Origin of the sequence: Actinoplanes ianthinogenes (assembly GCF_018324205.1) — a bacterium.
GTDB lineage: Bacteria > Actinomycetota > Actinomycetes > Mycobacteriales > Micromonosporaceae > Actinoplanes > Actinoplanes ianthinogenes.
This window is the reverse complement of record NZ_AP023356.1, coordinates 205,978-223,726: the sequence shown is the minus strand read 5'-3', so window position 1 is coordinate 223,726 and position 17,749 is coordinate 205,978. Positions and strand designations below refer to the sequence as shown.

At 70.7% G+C, this 17,749-nt stretch carries 19 protein-coding genes; 8 read left to right on the top strand and 11 right to left on the bottom strand.

All coding sequences use genetic code 11. The features are described from left to right. Nucleotides 1-21 precede the first annotated feature (21 nt). Entirely contained in the window at nt 22-2,706 is a 2,685-nt protein-coding gene (locus Aiant_RS01045) for a LuxR C-terminal-related transcriptional regulator (RefSeq protein ID WP_189336952.1), read from the top strand. Here Aiant_RS01045 and Aiant_RS01040 read toward each other — a convergent pair. From Aiant_RS01040 to Aiant_RS01020, 6 genes are all read right to left on the bottom strand, one after another. Further along, complete coding sequence (locus Aiant_RS01040; RefSeq protein WP_189336953.1) at nt 2,663-3,424, bottom strand: discoidin domain-containing protein; 762 nt, start codon at nt 3,422-3,424, stop codon at nt 2,663-2,665. The two genes, Aiant_RS01045 and Aiant_RS01040, sit on opposite strands and share 44 nt — an antisense overlap. 67 nt (nt 3,425-3,491) lie before the next feature. Beyond that, complete coding sequence (locus Aiant_RS01035; RefSeq protein ID WP_229831504.1) at nt 3,492-3,743, bottom strand: EAL domain-containing protein; 252 nt, start codon at nt 3,741-3,743, stop codon at nt 3,492-3,494. Further along, nucleotides 3,725-4,057 (bottom strand): GGDEF domain-containing protein, encoded by a 333-nt coding sequence (locus Aiant_RS01030; RefSeq protein ID WP_280528261.1) that lies wholly within the window; start codon nt 4,055-4,057, stop codon nt 3,725-3,727. Before Aiant_RS01030 ends, Aiant_RS01035 begins: the two co-directional genes overlap by 19 nt. Beyond that, entirely contained in the window at nt 4,011-4,322 is a 312-nt protein-coding gene (locus Aiant_RS46410; protein ID WP_280528260.1) for a hypothetical protein, read from the bottom strand. The genes Aiant_RS01030 and Aiant_RS46410 overlap by 47 nt, the downstream gene beginning before the upstream one ends. A gap of 40 nt (nt 4,323-4,362) precedes the next feature. After that, nucleotides 4,363-4,608 (bottom strand): hypothetical protein, encoded by a 246-nt coding sequence (locus tag Aiant_RS01025; protein ID WP_194505993.1) that lies wholly within the window; start codon nt 4,606-4,608, stop codon nt 4,363-4,365. Beyond that, complete coding sequence (locus Aiant_RS01020) at nt 4,605-5,045, bottom strand: FIST N-terminal domain-containing protein (protein WP_229831501.1); 441 nt, start codon at nt 5,043-5,045, stop codon at nt 4,605-4,607. The genes Aiant_RS01025 and Aiant_RS01020 overlap by 4 nt, the downstream gene beginning before the upstream one ends. A gap of 156 nt (nt 5,046-5,201) precedes the next feature. Here Aiant_RS01020 and Aiant_RS01015 point away from each other — a divergent pair, with 156 nt between their 5' ends. From Aiant_RS01015 to Aiant_RS00995, 5 genes are all read left to right on the top strand, one after another. Next, nucleotides 5,202-5,576 carry a hypothetical protein gene (locus Aiant_RS01015; protein WP_189336955.1) on the top strand — a complete coding sequence of 125 codons (375 nt, stop codon included), beginning with the start codon at nt 5,202-5,204 and terminating at the stop codon, nt 5,574-5,576. A gap of 456 nt (nt 5,577-6,032) precedes the next feature. Beyond that, on the top strand, nt 6,033-7,037 hold the full coding sequence (locus tag Aiant_RS01010; protein WP_189336956.1) for a MurR/RpiR family transcriptional regulator: 1,005 nt from the start codon (nt 6,033-6,035) through the stop codon (nt 7,035-7,037). 50 nt (nt 7,038-7,087) lie between these two features. After that, the gene (ngcE, locus tag Aiant_RS01005) at nt 7,088-8,524 is read left to right on the top strand and encodes an N-acetylglucosamine/diacetylchitobiose ABC transporter substrate-binding protein (protein WP_212846898.1); all 1,437 of its coding nucleotides are present in this window, start codon (nt 7,088-7,090) and stop codon (nt 8,522-8,524) included. 33 nt (nt 8,525-8,557) lie between these two features. Further along, nucleotides 8,558-9,451 (top strand): carbohydrate ABC transporter permease, encoded by an 894-nt coding sequence (locus Aiant_RS01000; protein ID WP_189337034.1) that lies wholly within the window; start codon nt 8,558-8,560, stop codon nt 9,449-9,451. Between the two features lie 11 nt (nt 9,452-9,462). Continuing rightward, nucleotides 9,463-10,368 (top strand): carbohydrate ABC transporter permease, encoded by a 906-nt coding sequence (locus Aiant_RS00995; RefSeq protein ID WP_212846896.1) that lies wholly within the window; start codon nt 9,463-9,465, stop codon nt 10,366-10,368. A gap of 45 nt (nt 10,369-10,413) precedes the next feature. Here the strand turns inward: Aiant_RS00995 and Aiant_RS00990 are convergent, their stop codons facing one another. Beyond that, on the bottom strand, nt 10,414-10,866 hold the full coding sequence (locus Aiant_RS00990) for a lamin tail domain-containing protein (RefSeq protein ID WP_189334061.1): 453 nt from the start codon (nt 10,864-10,866) through the stop codon (nt 10,414-10,416). A 151-nt stretch (nt 10,867-11,017) separates the two neighbouring features. Between Aiant_RS00990 and Aiant_RS00985 the strand changes: the two genes are divergently transcribed. Then, nucleotides 11,018-11,890: an alpha/beta hydrolase fold domain-containing protein gene (locus tag Aiant_RS00985; protein ID WP_189334062.1), complete on the top strand. Its 873-nt coding sequence runs from the start codon at nt 11,018-11,020 to the stop codon at nt 11,888-11,890. Nucleotides 11,891-11,966: 76 nt separating this feature from the next. Then, on the top strand, nt 11,967-13,799 hold the full coding sequence (locus Aiant_RS00980) for a GGDEF domain-containing protein (protein WP_189334063.1): 1,833 nt from the start codon (nt 11,967-11,969) through the stop codon (nt 13,797-13,799). Between the two features lie 103 nt (nt 13,800-13,902). On the opposite strand, the gene Aiant_RS00975 is transcribed toward Aiant_RS00980, so the two are convergent. The 4 genes from Aiant_RS00975 to Aiant_RS46405 all read right to left on the bottom strand — a co-directional run bounded on the left by Aiant_RS00975 (nt 13,903) and on the right by Aiant_RS46405 (nt 17,720). Continuing rightward, complete coding sequence (locus Aiant_RS00975) at nt 13,903-15,684, bottom strand: flavin-containing monooxygenase (RefSeq protein ID WP_189334064.1); 1,782 nt, start codon at nt 15,682-15,684, stop codon at nt 13,903-13,905. A gap of 87 nt (nt 15,685-15,771) precedes the next feature. Continuing rightward, a complete protein-coding gene (locus tag Aiant_RS00970) occupies nt 15,772-16,404 on the bottom strand; it encodes a TetR/AcrR family transcriptional regulator (RefSeq protein ID WP_189334065.1) in 633 nt (210 codons plus the stop codon). Nucleotides 16,405-16,500: 96 nt separating this feature from the next. Then, nucleotides 16,501-17,433, bottom strand: coding sequence for an MFS transporter (locus tag Aiant_RS00965; RefSeq protein ID WP_189334066.1), 933 nt, complete (start codon nt 17,431-17,433; stop codon nt 16,501-16,503). A 2-nt stretch (nt 17,434-17,435) separates the two neighbouring features. After that, nucleotides 17,436-17,720 (bottom strand): MFS transporter, encoded by a 285-nt coding sequence (locus tag Aiant_RS46405; RefSeq protein WP_189334067.1) that lies wholly within the window; start codon nt 17,718-17,720, stop codon nt 17,436-17,438. Nucleotides 17,721-17,749: the final 29 nt, after the last annotated feature.

Here is a 17,749-nt window from a genome sequence, read left to right as displayed (position 1 = left end):
ACGACCACGGATAATGGCCGGATGACTGCCGCAGACGTCTCGTCGCGTGAGGCCGAGGTGTTGTCCCTGGTCGGGCAGCATCTGAGCAACGCCGAGATCGCGGCGAAGCTGTTCATCTCGGTGCGCACCGTGGAGAGTCACGTCTCCGCCCTGCTGCGCAAACTGGACGTCACCGACCGTCGCGCCCTCGCCGCCTTCTCGAAAGCGCCGGCCAGGTCGCTGCCGCTCCCACTGACCTCCTTCGTCGGCCGGGCCGCCGAGCGTGCCGCACTCACCGCGATGCTCACGGCGCACCGGCAGGTCACCGCGGTCGGGCCGGGCGGGGTCGGCAAGACCCGGCTCGCGCTGGCGGTCGCCGGGGAGATCGGCGGGGACTACCCGGACGGCGTCTGGTTCGTCGACCTGGTCCCGGTCACCGGCCCCGGGCCGTGCGTGGTCGCGGCGGCGGTGGCCGCCGCGATGGGCATCGGCGAGCAGCTCGGCCGGGCGATGACCGAGTCGGTCGTGGACGCTCTCGCCGACCGGGACGTGCTGCTCGTGCTGGACAACTGCGAGCAGGTCCGGGACGGTGTCGCGCCGTTCCTGGAGCGACTGCTGTCGACCTGCCCGGGTGTCACGGTGCTGGCGACCAGCCGGGCGCGGCTGATGGTGCCGTTCGAGCGGGTGTACCCGGTGCCGCCGCTCTCGCTGGACGGTGGCGGCGAGTCGGACGCGGTGGCGCTGTTCATGGACCGGGCCGCGGCGGCGAGCTGGCCGCCGAACCAGGCGTTGCGGGATCCGATCGCCGCGTTCTGCGCCCGGCTGGACGGGATGGCGCTGGCGATCGAGCTCGCCGCGGCGCGGTGGCCGACGCTCGGGCTGGACGGGCTGACGGCCGGGCTGGCGGATCCGCTGCGGATGCTGGAGGGCGGGTCGCGGACCGATGAGCGGCATCGGTCGGTCCGTGCGGCGCTGGACTGGAGTCACGCGTTGCTGGCGCCGGAGGATCAGGCGCTGTTGCGGCGGCTGTCGGTGTTCGTCTCGCCGTTCACCCTGGAGGCGGCCGCGTCGGTGGCCGGGGCCACCGCGGACGGGCTGGCCCGGCTGGCAGAGCAGAGCCTGCTGGTCGTCGTGCCGTCGTCCGGGACGGAATTCCGGCTGTTGGAGACCATCCGGCAGTACGGAAACGAGCAGTTGACCGCCGTGGGGGAGTGGGAGGAGGCCCGCGCCCGGCACTTGCGGTGGTGCACGCTTGAGGCCGATGAAATACGAAATTTCGGGTACGGCTGGCGTGTGCGGTTCGACGCTGTCGCCGACGACCTGAGAGCCGCGCAGGCATGGTCTGACGACTACCCCCTGACCCGGAAACTCGCCGAGCTCACCTTCGCCCGCAAACTCGCCTCCGAATCGCAGATCCGCTTCGAGCAGGCCGCCGCCCTGGCCCCCGATCCGGCCGAGGCCGCCGAGATGTACCGCCAGGCCGCCGCCGTCGCCGGCTGCCGGATCCGCGGCGACGACACCTACCGCTACCTGCTCGCTGCCGCCGAGATCACCCCCGACCCGGCGGCCGCCGCGTGCGACCTGGCCACCGCGGCCACCACCACGCACCGGTTCTGGGGCAAGTTCGAGCGGTTGCCGGCCCGGCAGGAGACCGTCGAGCTGGTCGAGCGGGCGCGCGGGCTGGCCGGGGAGGATCCGGCCGCGCGGGCCGCGGTGGCGCTGGCCGAGGCCGGGGTGCTCAGTGACGCGTTCGGGGCGGCGCAGGGGCCGGCCGACAACGACGTACCGGAGACGGTGGCCCGCGCCGAACGGGCCGTCGAGCTCGCCCACCGCCTCGGCGACCCGCTCGCCGAGTCGGCCGCGCTCGACGCGCTGATCGGTGCGCGGTGCTGGGCCGGCGACACGTTCGGCACCGCGGCCACCGCCCGCAAGCGGATCGTCCTGCTGGCCGCCGCCCCGGACACCCCGGCCGCCGCGCACGAGGTGCTCGACGCGCTCGGCATGGCCACCGAGACCGCGCTCGGCGCCGGTGACCTGCCCGGCGCGCGGCGGTCCGGGCGGCAGCTCGCCGACCATCCGCTGATGACCGAAGTCGGACACCGGGGGACCTGCTGGCTGGTGGTGACCGAGGCGCTCGCGGGCGACGCCGACGCGGCGCTGCGGCACGGTGAGCGGTTCCTGGAGTCCTGGCAGCGGGCCGGCCGCCCGGCCAAGTCGGCGCTCGCCCCGGCGGCGGCCGCGGTCGCCATGGTGCACGGGCTGCGCGGCGCCGAGGACGAGCGGGAGCGGTGGCTCGGCGTGCTGGCGACGATGGGCGTGACGCCGGAGTGCACGTACGGCTACGGCGCGGTCTTCGACGCGATCCGGCTGCTCGACCAGGACCGGTTCGCCGAGGCGGCCGACCGGCTCGCCCCGGAGCCGGACGAGGTCTGGAAGTGGGTCACCTGGATCTGGCTGCACTGGTACGTCGCGCTGCGCGCCGAGGCGGCCGTGCTGGCCCGGCACCCGCGGGCCGCGGAGCGGATCGCGGCGGCCCGGGAGATCGTGACCGGGAACCCGGTGGCGGCGGCCCTCGTGGACCGGGCCGGGGCCCTGCTCGCCGGGGACGACGAGCGGGTGCGGGCGACGGCCGGGGCGTTCCAGGCGGCCGGGTGTGAGTACCAGGCCGCCCGGTCCCGCAGACTCAGCGGATCTCCAGCTCCCGCAGGGAGTATCCGGACTGGTTGACCCGCTTGAGCCCGAACATCCGGACGTACCGGGCGACCCGGCCGTTCGCCGGGATGGTGACGCTGCCACCCTTGCCCTTGGCGGTGGCGTACAGCTTCTGCCACGCCTTGCCGTCCAGCGAGGTCTCGACCCGGTAGCTGACGGCGTACGACCGCTCCCACGTGACCGTGACGGTGGTCAGCTCCCAGCGGCGCCGGAGGTCGGCGCGTAGCCACTGCTTGTCCTCGAAGGCGCTGGACCAGCGGCTGGTCTGGTCGCCGTCGCAGGCGAATTTCGGCTGCCAGGCGTCGTCCTCGACACCCGAGGCGGTGCAGATCGCCTGGAGCGAGAGGTTGTCCAGATCCGGGTTGATCTTCCCGGTCACCGGCCGCGGGCTCCGGCTGACGGCCGCCGACGGCACGCCGGCGGACGGCGGGGGAGGCGTGGCGGTCGCGGCCGGCACGAGGCTCGCGGCCGCGTCCGTCTTCCATCGGTACGCCACCGCGCCGCCCGCCGCGAGCAGCAGCACCACGAGCCCGGCCAGCCAGCCGCGCCGCCTCCGGGGCGGCGCCGGTGGCGTGGACGGCACGGGCGGCGGTGCGACGGCCGGGGGTGAGACGGGCGGCGGCCCGGGCGTGGGACCGATGGACCCGGCCCGGGGCGGCCGTGGCGGCATCCTGGTCAGCCGCAGGTTGTCCGCCCGCGACGACCCCCGCCGCTGGTTGTCGAATTCGGTCACACACGCCCCCTTTTCTCACACGCCGGTGAGTAGTTTGACGTATGTCTCCGGAAGCCCGGGAACCGGCTCAGGCAGCCGCCGCCGAATCGACACTGCGGAGTAGGTCCTCCGGGTGCACCGGTCGGCACAGGTGATAGCCCTGTCCCAGGTCACAGCCGAGCACCCGCATCGCGTCCCGCTGTGCCGCCGTCTCGATCACCGTCCGCAGATCCAGGGTCCGGGCCAGCTCGACGATCGTCCGGATCACCGCGAGGTCGGCCTTGGTCGGCGTCTCCCGGCTTATGAACGCCCGATCGATCTTCAACTCGTCGACCGGCAGCCGCTGGAGGTAGGACAGCGACGAGTACCCGGTCCCGAAGTCGCCGATGGTCCTGCAGGTCGCGCAGGGGCGCCGATGAACACCTCCTGCCCGCCGACCGCGAACGGCTGTTTGATCGCGTCGATCAGCCGCTGCGCGACCGGGACCGCCTGCCCGGCCCGGCAGTCGCCGAGCAGCACCGCGAACTCGTCACCGCCGATCCGGGCCGCCGTGTCCGACGGGCGCAGGCAGCCGCGGATCCGACCGGCGACCAGCCCGAGCAGGTCGTCACCGGCCCCGGTGCCCCAGGCTGTCGTTGACCGCCAAGAGCACACTGGTCGGCGCCCCGCCGCCGAGCTTCTCGGCGAGCATCTCCAGGAACAGCACCCGGGTCGGCAGGCTGGTCAGCGAATCGTGCCGGGCCTCGCGCAGCGACTCCACCAAAGCCAGGCGCTCGGCGGCCTCCCGTTCGCGCTCCTCGCGGAGCCGCCGCTCGGCGCTGAGCAGCACAAGGTTGGCCAGGGCCAGCCCGAGGGTCTGCGCCTCGGCCTGGAGCAGCTGCCGCTCCTCGGGGTCGAGCGGGTCGCCGGCCCGGGCCACGAGCAGCGACCTGTCCGGCTCGGTGCGAACCGTGCGGTGGTTACGTGCAGCGCGGCGAGCCCGGGCAGGCGGAGCGTGGCGGGCCGATCATTTCCGGACAGCAGGCTCGGTTCCGGCTGGCGCCCCAGGCGACCTGTACCCGGCCGTTGCGCAGCACCGCGCCGACCTCGGTCTCCAGCACCTCGGCAACGCGCTCCACCGCGACGGTGACCGCGGACTGTTCGTCCTGGGGCGCGCAGACGGTGGCGAAGAATTCGGTGAGCTGGTGGTTGGACCAGTGGTTCATGGACGTCTGTCCTCAGGCCAGGGCACCTGGCATGTCCCCCGCGCCGCCGCCGTGCTGTAGTCCGACCCGGCGCACCCGCCGACCAGCGGCACCGAGGCGCCGGCCACGGAGAACGCGCCGCCCACGAACTCGTGCTGGTTGCCGGTCAGCCCGTCGCCGATCAGCAGCAGCGCCTGATGCTCGCCCTCGAGGCCGGCGAGGGCGGCCGCGGCGTCCGCGCCCGCCTCACGGACGCGGGTGCTCGCGGTTCGCGAGACTTCGGTACGCACGTCGAAGCCGTCGCCGCCCCACGCCGCCATCGCGACCCCGACCCGATCGACGCCGCCGTCCGCGAGTTGCCCGGACGTGGTGCACCCGACGATCACCGTCGCCGCCGGGACCTGCGCGGGCAGGGCATCGAACAGCTCCGGCACCTGGTATCCGGTCGAGCAGAACACCCGGCCAGTGCGTCGCCGGCGGCCCCGGGTGGTCACCGAATTGGTGAATTCGTTTCGGGTTTTTCCTGGGCTACTCGTGGGTACGAAACAACTCACCTCCGGATTTGGGCGACACGCAAGAAACGGCCTCGTCCAGCGGAGGTAGCAATGAACAGCATGGTTCCGCTCGCCGCGATGGTGGCGGCGATGGGATTCTCGCCGTCCGGGGTTTCGGCCACCGCGCAGGTTTACGACCAGGACAGCAAGGTGCTCGCCGAGGCGCGTTTCGACGGCAGCGCCGACACGTTCACGCTGGTGGGGCGGGTCGCGGGCGACCAGCCCTACCTGGAATACCACTACGTCCGGGTTGACGGGTCACTGCAGACCGGCACCCATCGGGGTGTTCCGGAGGCCGGCACCCCGGTCCGCTTCGCCCACCATTTCGGCGCGGGCCGGACAGTCACTTTCCGGGTATGCGTGTCCGGCGAACACGGCTTCAACCCGTGCAGCGGAACCGACGCCGGAGAGAATTGGACCGTCGCCATCGCCTGAAATGCGCCGGGCCCGGCGCGATGTACGGCCGCGTCGTCTGTCCCCTCACTCGCACCCTCCGTCTTCGGCGTGCCCTGAGCCCGGCACGCGGATGGCTCAAATTTTCACGCGCCTGCCGTCGCGGCGCGAGAGCCCCCGTGTCTCGGGTCGGATAAGAATTCTTTTCTCGATCGTTTCCCGGGTTACCAGCAGGTCTCGGACGGGACCGCTCGGCCCGGGGTCCGCTCCGAGACCCAGGTCACCCGGCAAATCCGCCCAGCTCGTACATACCGGCGCGACCTACCCTCTGACCAGGGATTTAGTGACAAACTAGGGCCAACAAGCGCTCCGCTGAGCGTTGCACAGCGCCGGGATCAGATAACGGTTTGAAAATTTCGCCCACAGTCTTGACAGGTAGGGGCCGCCAGTAAGAACTTTTACCGCGACAGTTAACACTCAGTCCTGAAGGGGTGTCTGATGGCTGAGCCAGAGATGGACGGCACCGCGTCGACTGCGGTCGCCGACTCGGTGGTTCGCGATCAGGGCCTCGCAGGCAACGGGACGAACATGAGCCTCCTCAGCAACATGAGCATCGAACACTCTTCGTCGGACAGCGTGCTGGTCCGGCTGCGCACGTTGGTCCCGGAGTTCACCGGCGCCCTGAAGCGGGTCGCCGAGCAGGTCATCGCCGACCCGGCGGCCGCCTCCCGGGCGACCATCGTGGAGCTCGCCGAGCGCAGCGGCACCTCGCCGGCGACGGTGACCCGGTTCTGCCGCGCGATGGGTTTCGACGGCTACGCGGATCTGCGACTGGGCATCGCCGCCGAGACCGGGCGCGCCCGGTCGGCCGGCTGGACCGTCGACATCGGCCGGGAGATCCAGCCGAACGATCCCCTGGAGCGGGTGCTCGGCCAGATCATGGCCGCCGACACCCAGGCCATGCACGACACCGCCGCCCTGCTCGACCTGGCCGAGGTCGAACGCGCCGCCGGGGCGATCGTCGCGGCCCGGCGGGTGAACATCTTCGGCGCCAGCGGGAGCGCGCTGGTCGGCGAGGAGATGCAGTTCAGCCTGCACCGCATCGGCATCCCGTGCTGGGCCTGGACCGACACCCACAACGGCCTGGCCAGCGCCGCCCTGTCGAAACCCGGCGACGTGGCACTGGGCATCTCGCACAGCGGCGAGACCGGCGAGACCATCGAGCTGCTCGCCGAGGCCAGCAGCCGGGGCGCCACCACGATCGCCCTCACCAGCTTCCCGCGCTCGCCACTGGCCGAGCTCGCCGACATCGTCCTGCTCACCGCGACCCAGGCGACGACCTTCCGCCCGGACGCACTCTCCGCCCGGCACCCGCAGCTGGTCGTCTGCGACCTGGTGTACGTGGCGGTCGCGCAGCGGACCCACGAACGCTCCCACGCCGCTTTCCAGCGCACCGCCCAGGCGGTGCAGGGCCACAAGGCGGCGAAGGGCAGCGCACCTTAGCCAACCGGAACTCAGCACCCTTTTCGCCCACCCTTTCTGAAAGGACACCGATGTCTGAGATAACGCAGTCCGCTCTGGACCGTCGTACCCTGCTGCGCCGCGCCGCCGCCGTCGGCCTGGTCGCCGCTCCGGGCGTCAGCTTCCTGAGCGCCTGTGCCGGCTCGGATGACAGCTCGGACGACACCAAGCAGGCGACCGGCGAGAAGTCCGCCGACAACCCGCTGGGTATCGACCCGAAGGCCGGCATCGAGATTGTGATCTTCGATGGTGGTCTCGGTACGAAGTACGCCACCGATGTGGACACTCCGCTGTACAACAAGAAGTGGCCGGACTCGAAGGTCACGTACTCGGCGACGCAGCAGGTCGCGACGACGATCAAGCCGCGGCTGAACGCGGGGTCGCCGCCGGACATGATCAATAACTCGGGGTCGGACCTGATGGACTTCGGTGCCATCGTGAAGGCCGGTCAGGCCGCTGACCTGTCGGACCTGTTCGCGGCGCCGTCGCTGGACATCGCCGGCAAGACCGTCGCGGAGACTCTGGTGCCGGGTGCGGTGCAGCAGGGTACGTATGACGGTAAGCCGTTCGCGGTGAACTACTCGTTCACGGTGTTCGGGCTTTGGTACAACAAGAAGCTGTTCGAGAAGAACAGCTGGACGATCCCGACGACGTGGGCGGACTTCACCGCGCTGCTGGACAAGATCAAGGCGGCGGGGATCACGCCGTTCAGTTACGCGGGTGCGAACGCGTCGTACTACATGGTCCGGGCGATCATGACCAGCGCGGCGAAGATCGGCACCGAGCAGGTGCTCAAGGACATCGACAACCTGAAGCCGGGCGCGTGGACCAACGACGCGGTCAAGCAGGCCGCCGCGGCGTGGGGTGAGGTCGGCAAGAAGTACGCCAACCCCTCCCACCTCGGCCTCAAGCACACCGAGGTCCAGCTCCAGCAGAACCAGGACAAGGTCGCGTTCTACCCCTGCGGCTCCTGGCTGGAGAACGAGCAGGCCGCGTCCACCCCGGCCGGCTTCGAGTACGCCATGATGGCCTTCCCGTCGGTCACCACGTCGGACAAGCTCCCGGCGACCGCGATCAACGCCGCCGCCGGTGAGATCTACTTCGCCGCCGCCAAGGGCAAGAACCCGCAGGGTGGCAAGGAGTACCTGCGGACCATGCTCTCCAAGGAAGCCGCCCTCGAGTTCACCAAGCTGACCAAGTCGCTGACCGTGGTCTCCGGCGCGGCCGACGGCGTCACCATCAGCCCCGGCCTCACCAGCGCGAACGACGCCCTCAGCAAGGCCGGCCAGGACGTCTTCATGGGCTACCTGTTCGACACCTGGTACAAGAAGCTCGACGACGCCTCCCGCGAGGCCGCGAACCAGCTGTTCTTCAAGGGCGGCGACGCGCAGAAGTTCTGCGACACCATGGAGGCCGCCTCCCAGGCCGTCGCCAAGGACTCGTCGATCACCAAGTTCACCCGCTCCTGAAACCCCCCGTTTAGTACGAGATAGGTAGGCGTCATGCGGCACGGCAAGTATCCCTTCATCATCGGTTTCCTTGTCGTGCCGCTGGCGCTCTACCTGGTGTTCGTGGTCGGCGCGTACGTGCAGATGTTCCAGTTGTCGCTGACCGACTGGTCCGGCTACGGCGGTTTCACCTACATCGGTCTGGAGAATTTCCAGAAGCTGTGGGACGACCCGGTCTTCTGGATCGCGTTGCGTCACAACGTGTATCTGCTGATCGCGATGCCGATCATCACGATCGCGATGGCGTTGTTCTTCGCGTTCCTGCTCAACTCCGGTGGCCGTAAGGCCGGCGGGGTGTGGGGCTCGAAGGTGTACCGGGTGATCTTCTTCTTCCCGCAGCTGCTCGCGCTGGCGATCGTGGCGGTGATCTTCGGGCGGGTGTTCGGGTCGGACAAGTCCGGCATGATCAACGGTTTGCTGCCGGAGTCGTGGACGCCGTGGCTGTTCCTCGCCGACGAGCAGTGGGCGCTGACCTGCATCCTGGTCGTGCTGGTGTGGCAGGCGGTCGGTTTCTACGTGGTGCTGTTCTCGGCCGGGATGGGGTCGATCGCCGAGGAGATCTACGAGGCGGCGGCGTTGGACGGGGCGACGAAGGTGACCCTGTTCTTCAAGATCACGCTGCCGTTGCTGTGGGACACGTTGCAGGTCGCCTGGGTGTATCTGGGTATCGCGGCGTTCGACGCGTTCGCGCTGGTCAACATCATGTCGGTGAACCACGGCGGGCCGGACAACAGCACCCAGGTGCTGAGCATGCAGATCTATTTGAACGCGTTCCAGAACTCGCAGGCCGGTTACGCGTCCGCGCTCGGCGTGGTGCTGTTCTTCCTGACCCTGACGTTCGCCGCGCTGACCCTGCGGGTCACCCGCCGCGACGCCGTGCAGGCCTGACGGAGATGACGATGACTGACGTAGCCACTACTCGCGCCGCGGCCACCAAGAAGTCCGCCCGGACGACCGGCAAGCAGCGACGGATCAACCCGCTCAACGGGGTCGCGCACGTTTCGCTGTTCCTGTGGGCCCTCGCTACGGCGGGTCCGCTGATCTGGGTCGTGCTGGCCTCGTTCAAGAACAACACGGAGATCTTCCTGGGCAAGCCGTTCGCGCTGCCCGAGTCGTTCTCGTTCAAGACCTACGCCGACGCGTGGAGCGAGGCGCACATCGGGCAGTACTTCCTGAACAGCGTGTTCGTGGTCGCGGTCAGCACCGCCGGCACCATGCTGCTCGGCTCGATGGCCGCCTACGTCCTGGCCCGTTACAAGTTCCCCGGCAACCGGGCGATCTACTACCTGTTCGTCTCCGGGCTGGCGTTCCCGACCTTCATGGCCCTGGCCCCGCTGTTCGGCATCGTGCAGAGCCTCGGCCTGCTCAACACGTTCACCGGCCTGATCCTGGTCTACATCGCCTACTCGCTGTCGTTCACGGTGTTCTTCCTCGTCGCGTTCTTCAAAACGCTGCCCCACGAGATCGACGAGGCCGCCCTGGTCGACGGCGCCGGACACCTGCGCCGGTTCTTCCAGATCATGATGCCGATGGCCAAATCCGGCCTGATCAGCATCACCATCTTCAACATCGTCGGCCAATGGAACCAGTACCTGCTCCCCGTCGTGATCATGCAGGGCGCCGGCGCCGACTCGAAATGGGTCCTCACCCAGGGCATCGCGAACATCAGCACCTCGGCCGGCTACCACGCCGAATGGTCCACCCTGTTCGCCGCCCTCACCCTCTCCATCCTGCCCATGATCGTCGTCTACGCGATCTTCCAACGGCAGATCCAAGCCGGCCTCACCGCCGGCGCCGTCAAGTAACTCCGGCCGGCCGGCGGCCCCTGCGGGCCGCCGGCCGCATGTCATTCAGCAGGCGATTCCGGTACGCCCGGACTTCCGTTTCCAGGTGCACGTGTCGTGCGTCTTGCCGGCCTTGGTCCGCAGCGTCGCCGTGTCCCCGGTGTTGTTCCAGACGTAATTGCCGGAACCCCAGTAGAGATGCGTCTTGGTGTTCGTTCCCTTGCCGGTGTGCAAGGTGACCTTCCCGCCCTTGCCGGCGATCGTCACGTTGCCGAACGTGTAGGTCCGCGACTTGTCGACGATCTGCCAGCCCTTCAGGCTGACCGCGGTCGTGCCGGTGTTGACCAGCGAGATCCACTCCGCGTTCAGGCTCTTGTTGCTGCGGGTGTCACTGCCCGGCGAGTCGTACTGCGCGTAGGAGAATCGGAGCGACGGCGCGGCCTGTGCGGGCGCGGCGGCGACCAGGCTCCCGCCCAGAGCGATGGCGAATGCACTGATTGTCCCCAGCGTTCTACGCATCAATGAATCCCTTTCCGAAAATGGTCGGTGGCGCCTGCCATTCTCGCGTTACCCAGGGCCGCGAAGAATGGGAATCGATGGTGTGTCGGGCCGGATCAGGCTGACCGTTCGGCTACTTGATCAACGGCGGATCGGGTGGCACGGTCGTCCGATGTCGAGTTGGCAGATGCGAGGCGTGGGACTGTTCACCCGGGTGGCGTACCGCCGCAAATTCGTCACCGAGGAGGCCGGCCGGCGCACCCTGGCCCGGCCCAAGGGCCCGTCCGCACCACCGGCCCGGCTGACGAAGCGGTTCACCGTCACCAGCTCGCGCGCCCACGGCTTCGACGTCCACACGGTCCAGGCCGGCCCGTCGCCGAGCGGGACCGTGGTGATCTATCTGCACGGCGGGGCGTACACCAGCGAGATCGTCGGCGAGCACTGGTCGCTGATCGGTGAGATCGCCGCGCGTACCGGTTGCGACGTCCACGTCCCGATCTACGGGCTGGCGCCGGCGCACAACGGGCTGACGGCTCTCGACTTCGTCACCAGGGTGATCGCCGGCCTCGTCGCCCAGGGCCGCCGCTGCTACCTGGCGGGCGATTCCGCGGGCGGCGGGCTGGCCCTGCTGGCCGCCCAGGCGGCCGCCGGTGCCGGGATCAGCGGGCTCACCCTGCTGGCGCCCTGGCTGGACCTGGCGATGGACAACCCGGAGATCGACGCGATCCAGCCCTTCGACCCGTGGCTGGTCCGTCCCGGCCTGCGCCCGATGGCCGCGGCCTGGGCCGACGGCCTCGCCCTGAAGGACCCGCGGGTCAGCCCGCTGCACGGCGAGCTGGCCGGGTTGCCGCCGGTGCAGATCCTGGTCGGTACCCGGGACATCACGCTCGCCGACTGCCGGGCACTGCGGGACGCGATGCCGCCCGAGGTGGCGCTGACCTATCACGAGGAGCCCGGCGCGCTGCATGTCTATCCGCTGCTGCCGGTGCCCGAGGCACGGGCCGGCCGCCAGGCCGTCGTCACCCACATCCAGCACAACCGCTGAGCCTCCCGCGTCGCGAGCAACCGTCCGGCAACCGGGAAGGTCCCGATCGACAACGCGAGGCTGATGCCATGGCGCGGTGACATCTTCGAGCAGCGGCTCGCGGACCGCAGCGGCCCCGCCGGCCGTGCGCACGTCCCGATCGCGGGCGTGGATCGTGTGGTTGCTGGCCGCGGCGGTGCCGGCCGTCGGCCACTTCCTCGTCCCGGCGTCGCACGCCGTCGCCCAGGTGGTGTCCTACTGCCTGGTGAGCGCCGGCACGGCGGTCGCGATGGCGGTGGGCATCCGGCTGCACCGGCCGGCGGCCCGGGCGGTCTGGTGGCTGTTCGGGGCCGGCCAGGTGATGTACGCCGCCGGCGACGTCGCCTACTTCGTGGCCACCACCGGCAGCGAGACCAACTATCCCGTGCTGGCCAACGTCCTGTACCTCTCGCAGTACGTGTGCGCCGGCGCCGCGCTCGTGCTGCTGGGACGCCGGCGCACGCCCCAGCGCAACACCGCCGCGCTGGTCGACACCGCGATCCTCGCGGTGGCCGCCGCGGTGCTGTGGTGGGTGTTCCTCATCCACCCCGCCGTCGCCGCGCCGGGCTTCTCCGCGCTGGACCGCGCGGCGGCCACGATCTATCCGGTCATGGATCTGTGCGTGCTCACCGTGGCGATCCGGCTGGTGCTCGGTGGCGGGGCCCGGCAGGCCTCCTACCAACTGCTGCTGGCGTACCTCGGTCTGACGCTGTTCGCCGACACCGCGTACGGCCTGCTGACCCTGCACGGGGTCTACCAGAACGGCGAGTGGTCGGACGCGGTGTACCTGGTCAGTTACCTCGCGCTCGGCGCGGCCGCGTTGCACCCGTCGATGCGGCGGGTCGCCGAGCCGGTGGACGGCCGGTCCGGCGCGACGCTGTACCGCGTGGTGCTGCTGGCGATCGCCACCCTGGTGGCTCCGGTGGTGCTGGCCGTGCAGAACCTGCGGCACGCGGCGAGTTCGGACCTCGTCGTGGTGACCGCCTCGGCCGTGCTGTTCCTGCTGATGCTCACGCGCATGGCGGGCCTGATCGCGGCGCAGCGCCGGATCGCCATGACCGACGACCTCACCGGCATCTACACCCGTCGCTACCTTTCCGACGCGCTGCGCGCGGAGAGCGAGCGGGCGGCCCGGCAGGACGGCTCGCTCGCGATGCTCCTGGTGGACGTGGACCACTTCAAGCACATCAACGACACGTACGGCCACCCGGCCGGCGATCAGGTGCTCAGGGAGGTGGCACGCCGGCTGCGCGACGCGTGCCGCGACACCGACGTGGTCGCCCGGTTCGGCGGCGAGGAGTTCGCGGTGCTGGTGACCGGTGCGGCACCGGACGGGCTGGCGGCACAGGCCGAGCTCGTGCGGGCGCGGATCGCCGGCGCTCCGGTGCTCGTCGACGGCCGTACGGCGATCACCGTGACCGTCTCGGTCGGCGCCGCCGCGCTGCCCGGCACGGCGTCCACCGAGGAACTGCTCCTGACCGCCGACAGCGCGCTGTACGCGGCGAAACGCGGCGGCCGCAACCGCGTGGTCATGGGGGATGCGGAGCAGCCCATCGCGGCCACGCCGGCTAGCAGCGCTCCGGCCGACCTCGACCGGCAGATCCAGCGCTGGACCGCGCTGGTGAACGAGGCCGTGCGGCGCCACGCGGAGGAACCGGGCCTGCCGGCCAGCATGGTGGCCGGTGTCTGCGCCGCGTGGGCGCTGATGCGCACCGCGTGCCCCGAGCACCCGGCACTCTCCGCGGAGCAGTGCCGGGCCGAGCTGCGGCGCTGCCGCGGGGTGCAGTTCCACCCCCGGGCGGTCGACGAGTTCCTCGCGCTGGAGGCCGCCGGGGTGGTGGGCACACCGGAGACCGCCGGGACGGCGCGGCTCGCGGCGACGCTCGGGTAGCCGGGCCGGGGCCGTACCGAAAAGGCGTACCGAAAAGGCGTACCGAAAAGGCTCTGGTGAAGAGCGCTCTCCCGGAGGGCACGGCGCCGGAGGCGGCGTCCGATCAGCCGGCGGCGAGGACCTCGTCCATCCCGCCCTCCGCGCGCCAGCTGCGCAGCAGCTCGTGGAAGACGACCGGGCCGGGGCCGAACGAGTTGTTCACCGGGCGCGGCTTGCCCTCGCCGTTGTAGTAACCCGGGGTGCACTCGGCCTGGAACGTGAAGTTGTCCGGCGCCGTCTCGCGGATCGTCGCGATCCAGCCCTCCTCGGCCTCCAGGCTCGGCTCCACCCGGCGGGCGCCGCGCCGCTCCGCCTCCGCGATCACCGCGGCGATGTGGGTGGCCTGCTCCTGGAGCACGTGCACGAAGTTGACCGCGGCGGCGTTCTGGAGCGCACCGAGATGGAACAGGTTCGGGAAGCCGTGGGTGTAGAAGCCGTGCAGCGTACGCGGGCCGCGGGCCCAGTAGTGCAGCAGCTGCTGGCCGCCCCGGCCGTAGACCGGCAGGGTGCCGGAGACGACGCCGGAGATGCCGACCTCGAATCCGGTGGCGAAGATGATGCAGTCGACCTCGTACTCCTGCTCACCGACCACGATCCCGGACGACGTCATCGCGGTGATGCCGCCGAAGTCGGCGGTGTCGACCAGCGTCACGTTCGGCCGGTTGAAGGTCTGCAGGTAGAAGTCGCTGAACGTGGGCCGCTTGCACATGTAGCGGTACCACGGCTTGAGCGCCTCCGCGGTGGCCGGGTCCTCGACGATGCTGTCGACCCGGTCCCGGATCTCGTCCATCTTGCGGAAGTCGGCGAGTTCGTCGAGGTGGTCGCGCTCCTCGGCGGAGATCGTGCGGTCGAGCGTGCCGGTGAGCATCTGGCGCTGGAGCTTGGCGGTCGCGGTCCAGCCGTCGTCGATCAGGTCCTGGTCGGCGTGGCCACCGGTCACGATGGTGAGGAAGTTGTCCAGGCGCTCCTGCTGCCAGCCGGGCTTCAGCGAGGCGGCCCACTCCGGGTCGATCGGCCGGTTGCCGCGGACGTCGACGGTGGACGGGGTGCGCTGGAAGACGTACAGGTGCTCGGCCGCCTCGGCGACGTGCGGGATCACCTGGATGCCGGTGGCGCCGGTGCCGACCACCGCGACCCGCTTGCCGGTCAGGTCGTAGTGCTGATCCCAGCGGCCGGTGTGGAAGGTGTGCCCGGAGAACTTCTCGATGCCCGGGACACCGGGCAGCTTCGGCTGGGTGAGCGTGCCGGACGAGACCGTCACGTACCGGGTCTGGAACTCGTCGCCGCGGTCGGTCGTCACCGTCCACAGGGTGGCCTCGTCGTCCCACCGCAGCTCGACGACCCGGGTGTGGAACAGCGCGTCGGAGTAGAGGTCGAACTTCTCGGCGATCGCGACGCAGTGCTGCCGGATCTCCTCGCCGGGGGCGTAACGCCACTTCGGGACGTAGCCGACCTCCTCCAGCAGCGGCATGTAGACGGTCGCCTCGATGTCGCAGTGGATGCCGGGGTAGCGGTTCCAGTACCACGTGCCGCCGAAGTCACCGGCCTCGTCGATCACCCGGATGTCCTTGACGCCGGCCTGCCGCAGCCGGGCGCCGGTGAGCAGCCCACCGAAGCCGCCACCGATGACGACCACCTCGACCCGGTCGTGCCGGGTCTCCCGCTCGGTCCACGGGGTGTACGGATCCTTGGCGTAGTGGCCGAACTCGCCGGCCGCCCGCCGGTACTGCGCGGTGCCTTCCGGACGGATGCGACGGTCACGTTCGTGCTGGTAGCGAGCGCGCAGGGCATCGAGCTCCGCCGGCCGGTAACGGTGAGGTTGACCGCTAAGGGGAGTGGGGGACATGGGTGGGCCCTTTCACGGGGTTCGTCCGGTACGGGGTAGCCAACCCAAGGCCCGAATTTAAAGCAACTGCTTGATCGAAGTTGTGATCTAGGCCACTGACTGACGGGACGGCGCCCGGTAGAGCCCGTCGACGGCATCGATGAGCGCTGCTGCGGTGGCCGACCAGCGGGGCGTGCCGGAGCGCTCACGCTGCGCGCAGAAATGCAGGATCAGGGTGTGCGCCATGTCGTCGCGCTCGTGGCGCACCTCGGGCGGCAGATCGGGCAGGCAGGCGTGCAGCGCGTCGAGCACGGCCAGGAACATCGGCGCCTCGGCGATCTCGGCGGCGGCCAGCTCGCGCAGGGCCGGCTCGGTGATCAGCTGGGCGGCGAACCGCGCGTACCAACTCGGGTGGCCCAGCGCGTCCAGGTGGTCGGTGATCGAGCGGACCACGCAGGTGACCCAGTCCCGCAGCTCGGTGCTGCCGGAATAGCGTTCCAGCAGGCCACGCCGGATCTCCTCCATCGGACCGGCGTGCCGCCGGACGATCTCCCGGACCAGATCGGACTTGGTCCCGAAGTGGTAGTTGACCGCGGCGTTGTTGCCCTGCCCGGACGCCTCGCTGATCTGCCGGTTCGACACCGAGGCGACACCGTGCTCGGCGAACAGGCGCTCGGCGGTGCGCAGCATGGTGTCCCTGGTCTGCTCGACCTGCTCACTGCGAACCCGGCGGCTGCTCATCGTGGGCCTTCGATTCCGACGTTGGATCGACCCAGGATAGAAGTGCCGTCAACCACACCGGGCCGCGGGCGCGCGGCGGGCCCGTCGTGGTCGCCGTCATGGCGCTTCCGGTACGGCCTGAGCACGCATCCCGCCGTCCCTCCCGCCGTGCAGTCGAGCGGCGCGCAGCGGTGACCGCAGAATCGGCACCCAGACGACGGCCAGTGCGATGCCGGCCACCCCGACGGCCGCCCGCGGCCCGGCGTGGGCACCGACCAGCCCGGCGGTCCCGGCGCCGAGCGTGAGCGCCCCGCTGAAGATCACCCGCAGCGTGCCGCTGACCCGGCCCAGCAGCGCGGGCGGCGTGACCATCTGCCGGAACGACATCAGCACCACGGCGTCGAAGCCCACCTTGAAGATCACCACGGCCCAGGCCAGGGCGGCGAGCGGCACCGGAACCGGCCGGCCGGCGAACGGCAGCAGCAGCGCCGCGGGCACGATGGCCAGTCCGATCGCGAGCACCGGGCGGCCGCCCGGGAACCGCCTCGCGATCAGGGCCGCCAGCAGGCCGCCGACACCACCGGCGCTCAGTAGGAGACTCAGGTCGCGCTCGTCGGCGAGCACCAGCGGCAGCATCGCCACGATGCCCGAGGTCGCGAAGTTCACCAGGGCGCCGGCCGCGGCGATCGCCCGCAGCGTCCGGTCACGACGGACGAACGACAGCCCGTCGCGCATCTCGGCCACCAGCGAGCGGCGGGTCACCGCCGGACGGGGCTCGGGGCACTCGATCCGCCGGATCCAGAGTGCCGACCACAGGTAGCCGCAGGCCGTCGCGATCAGGACCACCGACGCCGTCGACAGGCCGATCAGCCACCCGGCCAGCACCGGGCCGCCGATCAGGGCCAGTTGGTCGACGGTCGCCAGCCGCCCGTTGGCCGCGATCAACCGGCGCCGGTCGCCGACCAGGTCCGGCAGGTGACTCTGCGCGGCCAGGTCGAAGAAGACGGTCGCGACGCCGGTGAGGAACACGACCGGCCAGAGCTGCGCCATGGTCAGCGCGCGCCCGCGCCCGCGACCGGCACCGAGGCGAGCAGGACGAACCGGACCAGGTCCGCGGCGACCATCACCGGCCGCCGGGCGACCCGGTCCAGCCAGGCGCCGGCCGGCAGCCCGAACAGCAGGAACGGCGCGGTGCCGGCGGCGGCGAGGGCACCGGCCTGGCCCGGCCCGGCGCCGAGCGAGGTGATCGCGACCAGCGGGACGGCGACCTTGGCGAGGTTGACGCCCCCTTTCGCGGCGATGGCGGCGACGAGGTAGCGGGTGAAGTCACGGGACATGCCCGGGAGCGTCCGGGACGGTGGCCGGG